Genomic DNA, 13,587 nt, shown 5'->3' with positions numbered 1-13,587 from the left:
TGATGCGTGACGATATTCAGATTGGCATCATCGGCGGCGGCGCGATGGCAGAGGCTCTGATTGCAGGCTTGACGACGCGCGGCAGTGTTCCCGCATCCCATATCAGCGTATCGGAACACAAGGCTGTGCGCTGTGACGTGCTTACGCAGCGCTATGGCATACACGCACAGGTAGGGGCAGAATCCTTTCTGCCCCGTATTGACGTGTTCATTCTCGCTGTAAAGCCAGCAGCGGCAGCTGCTGCGATGCAGGAAACGGCGCATCTGTTGAAGGAGGGGGCTCTTGTCCTCTCCATTGTTGCGGGTCTGACGATTGCAGAGATCGAGGCGGCATATCCCGCGCATCCCGTTGTGCGTGCGATGCCGAATACGCCGCTCGCTGTGGGGGCGGGCATGTCCGCCTATGCGTGCGGAACGCATGCAGGGGCGGCAGAGTTGGCGGCGGCAGAGATGATACTCGGCGCTGCGGGACGGACAGTTGCAGTGCATGAGGGCGATCTCGATGCAGTGACGGGACTCTCGGGCAGCGGGCCGGCATATGCGTTCCTCATGATGGAGGCGCTGATTGAGGGCGGTGTGGCGGCAGGCCTCAGGCGTGAGACGGCGGCAATGCTCACAGCGCAGACACTGCTTGGTGCGGCTGAGATGGTGCTGTCGGCAAGGAGTTCACCCGCCGATCTGCGTGCGGCGGTCACGAGTCCTGCGGGCACGACGGCTGCGGGGCTGCGCGTCATGGAGCGCGCAGGCGTGCGCTCGGCGCTGATTGAGGCAGTGCTTGCGGCAGCGGAGCGATCCAAAGAGTTGGGGAGAAAATAATGGCAGCGGAACAGAAGGAGCGGATTCTCCGCTTTTATCGGGGGACAGAGGGCGAGGAGATAGCGATCCGTCTGCTCGATCTCGCCGAGGCGGTTATGAAGACGGAGAAATTCCGCATCAGTCCCTTTCTCGACCCGTACGGGCAGGAGATTGCGGAGACGATATGCGCGAGCTATGACGGGATTCAGCTTGACCTTGACGGCGGCTATGCAGGTGCGGAACGCCAGCGTGCAATGCTGCGCCATCGGGATTTTCGTGGGACGCCGGACGGCTTTGCGATCTCCTGTGTGGAGTCAGTGTGGAACGGGCAGTTCGCACGGCTCACGCACCGCGATGTACTCGGCGCTCTTATGGGGCTTGGCATCGAGCGCGAGCTGATCGGTGATATCCTGCCCGCGCCGGACACGGCGAAGATTATCTGCGACACAAAGATCGCAGACTTCATCGTGAACAATCTGACGATGATCGGCGCGGTTGGTGCCAAGGCTGCACTTTCAAATTTGGAAGAAATCGCGCCGCGCGAGGAGCGGACGAAGGAGATCCGTGCGACGGTCGCCTCTCTGCGCCTTGATTCCATTGTCGCTGCGGGATTTGGCATCTCGCGCAGCCGCGCAGCGGACGACATCGCGGCGGACAAGGTGAAACTCAACTGGCAGAGTGCGGGCAGCGCCTCGAAGACGATCAAGGAGGGCGATGTGCTCTCTATGCGCGGACGCGGGCGCCTCGAGGTGACCGAGGTGCGCGGGCAGACGAAGAAGGGGCGCACGGTCGTCGTATTGAATCGATTCTTTTGAGGAAAGGCGGGAGCAGGATGCTGACACCAATGGATATACACGCGAAGGAATTTAGCAAGAGCTTTCGCGGATTCGATGAGAACGAGGTCAACGATTTCCTAAACGAGGTCATGGAGGCGTATGCCTCTGCGCTGGACGAGAATGAGCACCTGCGCGCGGAGCTTGCGCGGGAGCGGGAGAAAGTCGAGGACTTTCGGCGCATCGAGCAGAGCGTGCGCGAGACGCTTGTGGTCGCGCAGAAGACCGCCGAGGATACGATGACGAATGCGAAGCAAAATGCTGACCATACGCTCGAGCTCGCGGCAAAGGAGGCGCAGAATCTGCGCCGCGAAGCGACGCTCCAGGCAAAGGCACAGCTGGATGAGGCTGCCGACAAGGTGCGCGCCGTCGTGGCGGAGTACGAGCGCCTCGTGCGCGAGAAGCATCAATTCCTGCGACGTATGAAGGGAAATGTGCAGGCGGAGCTCGCACTCATTGAGGATGCGATTGCGGAGATGCCCGATATGATGGCTGAAAAGAAGGCAAAGAGCCTTGTGGAAGAGGTCGATAGGAAGAGCGAGGAGGACGTTTGAGAGCGATGAGCGGACGCGTAAAAGCCGCATTTTCCTTTTTGTTGATCCTGCTGATCGATCAGTTGGTCAAATACTACGTGGAACTGACGATGCTGCCGGGGGAGAGCATTCCCGTCGCGGCGCCGTTTTTTCATATCACCTTCGTCCTCAACCCGGGCGCGGCATTCGGGATCTTCCGCGACCAGCAGTGGCTCTTCCTCGCGACAGCAATCGTCTTCTCCGTCGCCTTCCTTGTGTTCTATGAGCGTCTGCGCCGCAGCGGCAGTCTCATTCACTACGGCAGCGTTGCACTTGCGGCGGGGGCTGTGAGCAATCTGATCGATCGCATCCGCCTCGGGCTCGTTGTGGACTTCTTCGACTTCCGCGTCTGGCCCGTGTTCAACATCGCGGACATTGCCATCGTCCTGGGGACGGCAGCCGTGCTCTGGGCGCTCTTTGTGCAGAAAAAGGAAATCCGATCATGAGCACTGTATTCATTGCCAAACACGCAGGTGAGCGTCTGGATCGTGCGCTTGTTGTGCATATGCCCGATCTCTCACGCAGCTATGCACAGCGCCTGATCGAGACAGGCCAGGTCACGGTGGACGGTGTGGCGCGCAAAGGGAACTACAAGCTGCGCGGCGGCGAGGAGATTGCCTGCACTGTGCCGCCCGCCGAGGAGGTCGAGATCCGCGCGGAGCAGATTCCGCTCGACGTGCTGTATGAGGACGAGGACATGATCGTCATCAACAAGGTGCGCGGCATGGTCGTGCATCCCGCTGCGGGCGTCGTGAGGGGCACGCTTGTCAATGCGCTCCTCTATCACTGCAAGGATCTCTCGGGCATCAACGGTGCGCTGCGCCCCGGCATTGTGCACCGCCTCGACAAGGATACCTCGGGGGTGATGGTTGCGGCGAAGAACGATATGGCACATCACTTCCTTGCGCGTCAGATTCGCGACAAGGAAGCGCGGCGTGAATACCGTGCGATTGTATACGGAAACATCGTGCCGCGCGCGGGAATTATCACGGGCGACATTGGACGTCACCCGACCGACCGCAAAAAGATGGCAATCGTGCGCGAGAACGGCAAGCCTGCAACGACGCATTTCGAGGTGCTCGAGCGCTTCGGTGCATATACCTATATATCCTGCCGACTCGAGACGGGGCGCACCCATCAGATTCGCGTTCATCTGACGAGTATCGGGCATCCGCTCGTGGGTGATGCGAAGTATACGGCGAAGAAGAATCCCTTTGCTATCGTGGGACAGGCGCTTCACTCGCTCACACTTCGCCTTGTCCATCCACGCTCGGGGGAGGAGATGGCGTTTACCGCACCACTTCCCGCAGATATGGAGGAGATTTTGCATACGCTGCGCACGGACGGATAAGGAGGTACGCACATGACGGAATTTAGGGAAAAGGCTGTCCTGATGGACGATGACGGCATTCGGCGCGCTCTCATGCGCATTGCACATGAGATCGTCGAGAAGAACAAAGGCACGGAGAACCTCGTACTCGTCGGCATCCGCACGCGTGGTGTCCCCATTGCTGCGCGTATTGGCGCAGAGATTGCGCGCATCGAGCAGCGCGAGCTGCCGTGCGGCGTGCTCGACATCACGCTCTACCGCGACGATCTCAACGAGCTCTCCTACCAACCCATCGTGCATCCGACGGAGATGCCGCACGACATCACGAGCAAGACCATCGTGCTCGTGGACGATGTGCTCTACACGGGACGCACAATCCGCGCTGCGATGAACGCGCTTCTCGACATCGGACGCCCGCGCATGATACAGCTTGCCGTACTCATCGATCGCGGGCACAGGGAACTGCCCATCCGCGCGGACTACGTCGGCAAGAATGTGCCGACTGCCGCGCTCGAGGACGTGTCCGTGCTCTTGCAGGACACGGACGGCGTGGAAAAGGTCGTCATTCGGGAACGCGTTTGACAATCCCCGTGCTGAGAGCCGCAGCGTTGCGGCTCTTTTTTGTATCTTGACGGAAGTTTTGCAATAGAGGTATAATGAAATCGGGACATTTGTAGGGGCTCATACAAGGGCGGCGACTAGAGAGAACCTCCTGAATGTGATGGAGCAAGAGTGACGGAGCAATCGTATGATTTTTTACGGCGATAAGCAAAAGTCCATGTTGGATGAGGAGCAGGCCTCAGCGGATGAGCTGGAGGCATGTGACCTTGAGGCGGAGGAAGAAGAATCGGACGAGGTGGGGGCGGAGAGCAGCGTCTACGACGGCTGCACCGACGAGGAGCTGCTCGCACATATTCGTTCCTGTGAGGGCGATGAGGCACTCGATTATCTCATCAATAAATATCGTAATTTCGTGCGCTCCAAAGCGCGCTCCTACTTCCTCATCGGTGCGGATCGCGAGGATATCGTACAGGAGGGCATGATCGGCTTCTTCAAGGCAATCCGCGACTATCGCGAGGATAAATTATCGTCGTTCCGTGCGTTTGCCGAGCTCTGTGTGACGCGGCAGATCATCACGGCAATCAAGACGGCGACACGGCAGAAGCACATTCCGCTGAACTCCTACGTCTCGCTCAACAAGCCAATCTACGACGAGGACTCTGACCGCACGCTGCTCGATGTACTCTCAGGTGCGCGGATCAGCGATCCCGAGGAGCTCGTCATCAGTCACGAGGAGTTCATCGACATTGAGCAGAAGATGGAGGAGATCCTGAGCGACCTCGAATGGCGCGTGCTCATGAGCTATCTGGACGGCAAGTCCTATCAGGAGATTGCCGTCGACCTGCACCGTCAGGTGAAATCCATCGACAATGCGCTCCAACGCGTGAAGCGCAAGCTGGAAAAATATATGGAGTCGCGCGGCGACGATCTCGACATTGGGACGGTCTACCGGGGGCTCACGACGATTAACCGCGGCGTGCGCATGCCGGAGGAATAGAGGGGGGCACCCCTCTTTTTTTATGAGGAATTAACCGCAAAATATTTTGAACCTGATATAATTTGAGCAAGATCTATTTCTTCTGATTGAAAAAGGAGGTTATCTTATGTGGAAGAAGATTCAATGTGCCGTCATTGCCTGTTTGCTGTGCGTGACATGTGCAGCAACGGCGTCTGCTGCGGTGCGTTCGGATGACGTGAGGCGGGCAGAGAAGCCGGAGCGCATCGAGCTCGTACTGGTTCTCGATAAGAGCGGCTCTATGCAGGGACTCGAGTCCGATACGATCGGCGGATTCAACTCCATGATCGAGAAGCAGAAGGCTCTTTCGACTCCTGTAGACGTGACTGCTGTGCTCTTTAACGATACGACGGATGTCCTTTATACGCACAAGAATATTCGTCTCGTGCGCCCGCTGACGGACAAGGAGTATGAGGTGGGGGGTACTACGGCGCTACTCGATGCCGTGGGCAATACGATCCTGAAGGTGGAGCGCGAACCGTCGGTCAAGAGCAGGGGCACGAAGGTCGTCTTCGTCATTATCACGGACGGGCTCGAGAACGCGAGCGCAGAATTCTCGAAGACGAAGGTCAAGCAGATGATCTCGGACAAGCAGGAGAAAGCGGGCTGGGATTTCATCTACCTTGGTGCGAACATTGATGCGGTCGAGGAGGCGGATGCCATCGGTGTGAAGAAATCGAATGCCGTGACCTATAAAAACACGAGAAAGGGTGTCCGTGCGAACTACGATGCGGTTTCTGCCTTTGTTGCAGAGACGGCGGAGCGTGGTGACGCCGATACATCGGGGGAATGGCGGTCATATGTGGAAGAAGATACGACAAAATAAGCGTGCGAGTGATTGACAATTTGCGTATAACGATGTATGCTATCTATGTTGTTATAATTTAATCTTTGGGAGACAGGTGCAGCGCAGTTGTGCATGCTTAATAGAGAAGCCGGATGAGCCGGCGCGGTCCCGCCACTGTGAGGGGAGCGAACCTGCAAGGGTGTCACTGAGAGGAGATTCCTCTTGGGAAGGCGCAGGGGAGCGATGAACCGAGCCAGGAGAACTGCCTGTTTGACAATCCACCGCGTGCCATGGGCACAGACCTGCGAGCGACAGGAAGGGGATTCGTGAATTTGATTCACGGGGCTTTCTTGTTGCGGCAGGAAAGCCTTTATTATTTATATTTTATGGGAGGAATTCGGATGAAGAATTGGAAGAAAATGCTGGTTGCGTCTCTCGCGTGCTCGGCAGTCCTCGGCTTTTCGTACAGCCCGGCAGAGGCCTCGTATGAGCTGAACCCCGAGGTCAAGACGGCGACCCCCGCGCTCATGGAGGCATCGGAGATCGGCGTGCTCAAGTATGAGAACCCGCAGATGCAGAACTACACGAACAAGGACGCCATTGTTGTGATGAGCTTCGGTACGACGTTCAAGGAGACGCGTGAGAAGACGATCGAGGCAACGGTGGACGCGATCAAGGCGGCGCATCCGGGCGTGAAGGTCGTGACGGCGTTTACCTCTCATATCATCATCGACCGCATTGCCAAGAACGAGGGCAAGAAGTATCCGACGCCTGAGGAGGCGCTCATGCAGCTCAAGGCGGACGGCTACTCGCGTGTGGCACTCGTCTCCCTCGATGTCATCCCGGGCATGGAGTACTCCTATGTCAAGGCCGTGTTCCATGAGTACAAGGAGCAGTTCAAGACGATGACCTGCGGCACCTCCCTTATGTACTGGCAGGGTCAGGAGGATCAGCCGGATGACGTGATGGAGTTCCTCCAGGCGGTTTCCAGCCAGTTCCCGAAACTGGCAAAGGGCGAGGCGCTGCTCCTGATGGCACATGGTACGCCGCATGTCTCGAACGCGTACTATTCCGTGATTCAGGCGAAGCTTGATGCGCTCGGATATAAGAATGTCTATGTCTACACGGTTGAGGGCTGGCCGAGCCTCGAGGATGTCATTCCGAAGCTTAAGGCAAACAAGATCAAGAATGTGACGCTCATGCCGATCATGATGGTTGCAGGCGATCATGCGCACAATGACATGGCAGGAAAAGATGCGGATTCGCACAAGAGCATTCTCGAAGGAGAGGGCTACAAGGTCGATACCTACATGCATGGCCTTGGCGAGAACAAGATGATCCGCGATGTCTATGTGGAGCGTGCAAATGATGCATGGGATGCTCTGCAGGGCAAGAAGGATGCCGATGCGGATCACATCAAAATGATGCGCTAAGAGAAACAGACAGCTGCAATACTTGCGGTGCGGGTCTGCCATAGAAGTTTTACTTCTGTGGCAGACCCTTTTCTTTGCTGAAATACCCTGCTATAATAGGTGGGCATGAAAGTACGGGGCAATGATGTCGGCACGTGAAGGAGAATAGAGCAATGAAGATCGCAGTTGTAGGGACAGGGATGATCGCGCGGGAGGCGCTCATCGCCCTGCGTCAGCTGGAGGGCATCGAGGTTGTCACCATCTGCGCGCGTCCGCACAGTCGGGAGAAGGCGCGGGTACTCGCGCAGGAGTTCGGTGTGCCACAGGTGGCAACGGACTACGGGGCAATGCTCGCGGCGCATGAGGCGGACTTCGTCTATATCGGCATCGTCAACAGTGCGCATTTTGACTACGCGCGGCAGGCGATTGCGGCGGGCTGGCACGTCATTCTCGAAAAGCCCTTTACATCGACCCTCGCGGAGGCGGAGGAGCTGATTGCCCGCGCGCGTGCGGCGCATTGCTATCTGTTCGAGGCCGTGACACCGCTCTTCCTTCCGAACTATGTGGGCATACTGGAGACATTGCCGCAGCTCGGACTCATTCGCCTCGTGCAGGCGAATTACTCGAAGTATTCGAGTCGCTATGATCGCTATCTTGCACGCGATGTTGCGCCCGCATTCGATCCCTCGCTCTCGGGTGGTGCGCTCTACGATCTGAATGTCTACAATCTCGAGCTCATTGTCTCGCTCTTCGGACGCCCGAAGTCCGCTGCCTACACCGCGAATGTGGGCTTTAACGGCATTGATACCTCAGGGGTGATGACGATGCGTTATGACGGCTTTGTTGCAACGGCGGCGGCGGCGAAGGACAGCTCGAGCCCCTCCTTCTTTATGATTCAGGGCGAGTCTGGTTGGATTCGCGCGGACGGTGAGGTGAACGCACTCTCTTCCTTTACCGTCGGCCTGCGTGGCAGGGAACCGGAGACCTACGAACTGAACCGTCATGAGCATCGCATGGTGCACGAGTTCGAGGCGATGCGGGATATCTTTGCACGCAAGGATTATATGAGCGTGGAGGAGGGTCTTCAGATCTCGCGGACGGTGATGGCAGTGATGGAGAAGGCGCGCCTCATGGCAGGGATTCAGTTTCGGGCGGATTGAGATCAATGGAATCCATGATGATCGAGATGGAGAATCTCGTCAAGAAGTTTCCGCATACGAATGCGGAGCAGAAAAAGAGCTGGAAGACAGCGGTTGCGGGGGTGACACTCGCCGTGCGGCGCGGAGAGGTATTCGGCCTCCTAGGACCCAATGGAGCGGGCAAGACGACGATCATCCGCATGCTCACGATGCAGACGCAGGCGACGAGCGGTGTGGTTCGCATCGGCGGGCAGGATATTTGCCGCGACCCGCGTGCTGTCAAAGAGATGATCGGCGTTGTGCCGCAGCATGTGAATTTCGATCAGGAGCTCACGGTCTGGGACAATATGGAGCTGCACGCGCGTCTGCACCATATGGGCGGCGTGGAGCGGACGCAGCGCATTGAGGAACTCCTCCGTGAGATGGAGCTCTCGGAGGTGCGCAATGACAACGTACGTCGCCTCTCGGGCGGCATGAAGCGGCGCCTCCTCATTGCGCGTGCACTGATCCACCGACCGCAGGTGCTCTTTCTTGATGAGCCGACGGTTGCACTCGACCCGCAGATCCGGCGGCATATCTGGGATCTCGTGCGCGCGGTCGCAAAGAGCGGTGTGACGGTTCTCTTGACGACCCATTACATCGAGGAGGCGGAGGCGCTCTGTGACCGCGTGTCGATCATCAACAAGGGCGGGCTCGTCGATGTGCAGACGCCGCGCACATTCTGTGAGAATCTGGGCGCGTATGCGGTGGAGTGGGATGAGGAGAGCGGCCGCTCCTATCGCTTCTTCCACACGCGCGAGGAGGCACGTGCCCATGCGCGTATGCTTGAGGAGCAGATGCAGCGCGTTCTCCTGCGCCCGACGAATCTCGAGGATGTCTTCATCGAGATGACGGGACGAAAGGAGGGGCTCTGATGCTGCGGGATATCTGGACGGTGTTCTGGCGCGACTGGGTTGTTCTGCGCCGCCGTCTGACGAAGTACATTCTGAGCCGCATGGTCTCGCCTCTGATGTTCCTTATCGCGTTTGGCTGGGGGCTCGGACGCAGCATCGACGTGGGCACGGGCTCGTATCTGGACTTTCTCGTGCCGGGGCTTCTCGCGATGAACTCCATGAACATCAGCTTTAACAGCATCATCTCTGTGCATGCGGAGCGCGTCTATCACAAGAGTCTCGAGGAGTACCTCATCGCGCCGATTCGTCCCGATGCGTTCGTCATTGGCAAGGTCGCGGGCGCTGTCGTGCGTGGACTGATTTCGTCTGCAATCATCGTTGTGCTCAGCTATCTCTTCGGCGCGCAGTTCACAATCACGCCGCTCTTTCTCCTCGTGCTTGCACTGAACTGTATGATCTTCGCGGAGATCGGCTTTCTCGCGGCGATGTATATCTCCACCTATGAGGAGATGAGCCAGGTCAACCTCTACGTCCTGCTCCCGATGTCCTTCCTTTGCGGGACGTTCTTCTCGACGGCGGCGCTGCCGGGTGTCGTGCGTTGGATTGTGGAAGTGCTGCCGCTGACGCATACGAGTCACCTCCTGCGCAGCCTCGGATCGGCGGGGGAGTTCTCCGTGCTCTCGCTTGCGGTGGTCGTAGGCTATGCGGCTCTGGGGATCGCGGCGGGGACGTGGAAATTCCGCCGGCTGACGGATTAGGAAAAGGATCATCATGCTCAGACATATCTTTCATCACAGGGGAGCGCGCGAAGGTTGCGCGCATTTCTGTTGCACCAAGGTCGAGGACTTCGGCGTCTCCTTTGGGACGTTCGAAGTCTTTTCGCATGTTAATCTCCATTTTCACTGCGGCGAGCTGACCGCAATTATAGGCCCGAACGGTGCGGGCAAGAGCACGCTCCTGCGCGCAATCCTCGGTGAGGTTGCGCATACGGGCAGTCTGCGTTTCGTCGACGCGGAGGATCGGCACACGGGAAAGCCCGTGATCGGCTATGTACCGCAGTATCTGCGCCTCGATCTGACGGCGCCGACAACGGTGCTGGATCTCTTTATGGCGTGTGTGACCATGCGCCCCGTCTGGCTCTTTCCTGCACGGTGCTATCGCGTGCGCGTCACTGAAAAACTTGCACGCGTGCGCGCGGAGCATCTGATCGATCGCCGCCTCGGCGCACTTTCAGGCGGAGAGCTGCAGCGCGTCCTGCTTGCACTCGCCCTCGACCCCCTGCCGAACCTTCTGCTCCTCGACGAGCCAGTCTCGGGCGTCGATCAGAGCGGACTCTCACTCTTCTATGACATTGTGGGGCAGCTGCGCGCGCAGGAAGACCTTGCGATCCTTCTTATCTCGCATGACCTCGGCATGGTCGCGCGCCATGCCGACAAGGTTGTGCTCATGGATCACGGGATTGCAGCGGCAGGAGCGCCGGATACGGTCTTTGCAAGCCCTGCGATGGAGCGTCTCTTTGGCATCCTACCCGATCTCCGTCATCTGCACAGGCGCGCCGAGGAGCATGGGGGAGAGGAGGCTGCGGCATGGAACTGATCTACGGGGCAATGGATGCACTCCTGCCACTGGCATGGATGGAGTACACCTTCATGAAGAACGCGCTCCTTGCAATCCTCCTCATGACACCGCTCTTCGGACTGCTCTCGACGATGGTGGTCTCGAGCCGTATGGCGTTCTTCTCGGACTCCCTCGGGCATGGCGCGTTTACGGGCATTGCCATCGGTGTGCTCGTCGGCATATTTGCACCGCTCACATCGCTCATCCTCTTTTCGATTGCGTTTGCACTTCTCATCACCTACATCAAGCACCGCACAGCGGCATCGGCGGATACGGTCATCGGCGTGTTCTCCTCAACGGCGATTGCCGTCGGTCTCATGATTATGAGTCACGGCGGAGGCTTTTCGAAATTTTCTCCGCTCCTCATTGGAGACATTCTGAGCATTACCCCTGCTGATCTCGCGGGTCTGCTCGCCGTCGATGCCGTCGTCTTCGTTGGCTGGATGCTGCTCTTCAACCGATTGCTTCTGCTATCCGTGAACGCCTCACTTGCGCGCAGCCGCGGTGTCTCAATATTTGCCGTGGAGGCTCTGTTCGCCGCGCTGCTCGCCGTCGTTGTAGCTGTGAGCATCCAGTGGGTCGGCATCCTCATCATCAACGCACTGCTTGTCCTGCCGGGGGCAGCCTCGCGGAATCTCGCGGGAAGCGTCAAGTCATATCATCTGTTGTCAGTTCTCATTGCGCTCGGCGCGGGTCTCGCTGGGCTCTTTGCGGCATACTATTTCGGTATTGCGGCGGGTGCGGCGATCGTGGCGGCGGCGGCGCTGATGTTCTTTTTCTCGCTTGCCCTGAGCCCTCATTTTCGACAGTAATGTCCCAACCCGTGCCCTATTTTTTTTCAGTGATCTATGCTAAAATGAAAGAGAATATTGTAAAGTATGAGGAGGAGGGCATTCTCATGAATATTACGATTGGCAGCGACCACGGTGCCGTGGATCTCAAAGAAGAGGTCAAGATGGTGCTCCATGAATTCAGCGATGTGCATGTAAAGGATGTTGGAACCTTTGGAAAGGAGGCCGTCGATTACCCTGACATCGCGGAGAAGGTCTGCGCCGATGTCATCTCGGGAAAGGCGGATCGCGGGATCGTGCTCTGCGGCACAGGGCTTGGCATCTCGATTGCAGCGAACAAGATCAAGGGTATCCGCGCGGCACTCTGCGCTGATGTCTATACGGCAATTATGTCGCGGAAGCACAACGATGCGAATGTGCTTGCCCTTGGTGGCCGCGTGACGGGCTTCGGCCCTGCGGGCGAGATTGTGCGCGCGTGGATTCGCACGGAGTTCGAGGGTGGGCGTCATGCGCGCCGTGTCGAAAAAATTATGGCGCTGGAAGATCAGAAAAACGGTTAAGGAGAGTTTCTATGAGCATGATGGATTCGTTGGAAAAGGTCGACCCACAGACGTTTGCGGCGATTGAGGATGAACTGAACCGCCAGCGTACGAAGCTGGAGCTCATCGCCTCGGAAAACATCGTCAGCCGCGCGGTTATGGAGGCGCAGGGCAGTGTCCTCACGAACAAGTACGCAGAGGGCTACCCGGGAAAGCGCTACTACGGTGGTTGTGAATACGTCGATGTGGCGGAGCAGCTTGCGATTGACCGCGCAAAGGAGCTCTTCGGAGCGACATGGGCGAATGTGCAGCCTCATTCGGGCGCGCAGGCGAATATGGCGGTCTTCTTTGCACTGTTGCAGCCGGGCGACACGATCCTCGGCATGAATCTGACGGACGGCGGGCATCTGACACACGGCAGCCCCGTCAACATCTCTGGGACATATTACAAGGTCATTCCTTACGGTGTGGATCGCGAGACGGAGCGCATTGACTACGATGCGCTTGAGGCGCTTGCGAAGGAGCACAATCCCAAAATGATTATCGCGGGTGCTTCGGCATATGCACGCACGATTGACTTCGAGCGCATCGGGGCGATTGCAAAGGCGGTCGGCGCGTTCTTCATGGTGGATATGGCGCATATTGCGGGGCTTGTCGCCGCAGGGCAGCACCCCAGTCCCGTGCCCTATGCCGATGTTGTGACCACGACCACCCACAAGACCCTGCGCGGGCCGCGTGGGGGACTTATCCTCGGGCGCGATGAGGAACTTGGCGCGAAGATCAACAAGGCGGTCTTCCCCGGCATTCAGGGCGGTCCTCTCATGCACGTCATTGCGGCAAAGGCAGTTGCGCTCGGCGAGGCTCTCCAGCCCTCGTTCAAGGAGTACGGCGCGCAGGTCGTGAAAAATGCGGCAGCACTCGCGGATGAACTGACGAAGTGCGGCTACCGCATCGTATCGGGCGGGACGGACACACACGTCATGCTCGTCGATCTCACGAACAAGGAGATCACGGGCAAGGAGGCGCAGAACCTCCTCGACGAGGTCAGTATCACGGCGAACCGCAATACGATTCCGTTCGAGCCGCGCAGCCCGTTCGTCACGAGCGGCATTCGCCTTGGCTCACCTGCGCTCACGTCGCGCGGCTTCAAGGAAGAGGATATGCGCGAGGTGGCGCGCATTATCGCATACGTCCTCGACGCGCCGACCGATGAAGCGCGTAAGGAAGAGGCGCGTAGCCGCGTCGCCGCACTCTGTGCGAAATACCCCCTGTACGAATAACATATCTCTGAAAGAAAGGAAGCC

General features: G+C 58.2%; 16 protein-coding genes and 1 riboswitch. All 16 genes read left to right on the top strand.

Features of this window, described 5'->3' with window-relative positions; translation table 11 throughout:
• The first annotated feature begins 2 nt into the window (after positions 1–2).
• The 16 genes from proC (at position 3) to glyA (ending at position 13,563) form a co-directional block, all read left to right on the top strand.
• The gene (gene proC, locus H1B31_RS10905) at positions 3–815 is read left to right on the top strand and encodes a pyrroline-5-carboxylate reductase (protein ID WP_185981295.1); all 813 of its coding nucleotides are present in this window, start codon (positions 3–5) and stop codon (positions 813–815) included.
• Positions 815–1,609: a YlmH family RNA-binding protein gene (locus H1B31_RS10900; protein ID WP_185980334.1), complete on the top strand. Its 795-nt coding sequence runs from the start codon at positions 815–817 to the stop codon at positions 1,607–1,609. The genes proC and H1B31_RS10900 overlap by 1 nt, the downstream gene beginning before the upstream one ends.
• A gap of 17 nt (positions 1,610–1,626) precedes the next feature.
• Positions 1,627–2,181, top strand: coding sequence for a DivIVA domain-containing protein (locus tag H1B31_RS10895; RefSeq protein ID WP_185980333.1), 555 nt, complete (start codon positions 1,627–1,629; stop codon positions 2,179–2,181).
• A gap of 5 nt (positions 2,182–2,186) precedes the next feature.
• Positions 2,187–2,645, top strand: coding sequence for a signal peptidase II (gene lspA / locus H1B31_RS10890; RefSeq protein WP_009441873.1), 459 nt, complete (start codon positions 2,187–2,189; stop codon positions 2,643–2,645).
• On the top strand, positions 2,642–3,550 hold the full coding sequence (locus H1B31_RS10885) for an RluA family pseudouridine synthase (RefSeq protein WP_009441872.1): 909 nt from the start codon (positions 2,642–2,644) through the stop codon (positions 3,548–3,550). Before lspA ends, H1B31_RS10885 begins: the two co-directional genes overlap by 4 nt.
• Before the next feature lie 12 nt (positions 3,551–3,562).
• Positions 3,563–4,111: a bifunctional pyr operon transcriptional regulator/uracil phosphoribosyltransferase PyrR gene (gene pyrR / locus H1B31_RS10880; RefSeq protein WP_009441871.1), complete on the top strand. Its 549-nt coding sequence runs from the start codon at positions 3,563–3,565 to the stop codon at positions 4,109–4,111.
• Positions 4,112–4,277: 166 nt separating this feature from the next.
• Positions 4,278–5,087 (top strand): RNA polymerase sporulation sigma factor SigH, encoded by an 810-nt coding sequence (sigH, locus tag H1B31_RS10875; protein ID WP_009441869.1) that lies wholly within the window; start codon positions 4,278–4,280, stop codon positions 5,085–5,087.
• 106 nt (positions 5,088–5,193) lie between these two features.
• Positions 5,194–5,931, top strand: coding sequence for a vWA domain-containing protein (locus H1B31_RS10870; RefSeq protein WP_009441868.1), 738 nt, complete (start codon positions 5,194–5,196; stop codon positions 5,929–5,931).
• 57 nt (positions 5,932–5,988) lie between these two features.
• Positions 5,989–6,176: riboswitch (cobalamin riboswitch) on the top strand.
• Positions 6,177–6,293: 117 nt separating this feature from the next.
• A complete protein-coding gene (locus tag H1B31_RS10865) occupies positions 6,294–7,325 on the top strand; it encodes a sirohydrochlorin cobaltochelatase (protein ID WP_185980332.1) in 1,032 nt (343 codons plus the stop codon).
• 152 nt (positions 7,326–7,477) lie between these two features.
• Positions 7,478–8,464, top strand: coding sequence for a Gfo/Idh/MocA family protein (locus H1B31_RS10860; RefSeq protein ID WP_185980331.1), 987 nt, complete (start codon positions 7,478–7,480; stop codon positions 8,462–8,464).
• Between the two features lie 5 nt (positions 8,465–8,469).
• Entirely contained in the window at positions 8,470–9,357 is an 888-nt protein-coding gene (locus H1B31_RS10855) for an ABC transporter ATP-binding protein (protein WP_185980330.1), read from the top strand.
• Positions 9,357–10,094: an ABC transporter permease gene (locus H1B31_RS10850; protein ID WP_185980329.1), complete on the top strand. Its 738-nt coding sequence runs from the start codon at positions 9,357–9,359 to the stop codon at positions 10,092–10,094. Before H1B31_RS10855 ends, H1B31_RS10850 begins: the two co-directional genes overlap by 1 nt.
• A 13-nt stretch (positions 10,095–10,107) precedes the next feature.
• Positions 10,108–10,932 (top strand): metal ABC transporter ATP-binding protein, encoded by an 825-nt coding sequence (locus H1B31_RS10845; protein WP_185980328.1) that lies wholly within the window; start codon positions 10,108–10,110, stop codon positions 10,930–10,932.
• A complete protein-coding gene (locus H1B31_RS10840) occupies positions 10,923–11,765 on the top strand; it encodes a metal ABC transporter permease (RefSeq protein ID WP_185980327.1) in 843 nt (280 codons plus the stop codon). The genes H1B31_RS10845 and H1B31_RS10840 overlap by 10 nt, the downstream gene beginning before the upstream one ends.
• Before the next feature lie 86 nt (positions 11,766–11,851).
• Positions 11,852–12,304, top strand: a complete 453-nt coding sequence (gene rpiB, locus H1B31_RS10835; RefSeq protein WP_037347140.1) for a ribose 5-phosphate isomerase B — start codon at positions 11,852–11,854, stop codon at positions 12,302–12,304.
• Positions 12,305–12,315: 11 nt separating this feature from the next.
• On the top strand, positions 12,316–13,563 hold the full coding sequence (glyA, locus tag H1B31_RS10830) for a serine hydroxymethyltransferase (protein ID WP_318842521.1): 1,248 nt from the start codon (positions 12,316–12,318) through the stop codon (positions 13,561–13,563).
• Positions 13,564–13,587 lie beyond the last annotated feature (24 nt).

This window comes from Selenomonas timonae, from assembly GCF_014250475.1.
Classification (GTDB): domain Bacteria; phylum Bacillota; class Negativicutes; order Selenomonadales; family Selenomonadaceae; genus Centipeda; species Centipeda timonae.
Note: the sequence above shows the minus strand (reverse complement) of the source record. Positions and strands in the feature narration are given on the sequence as shown.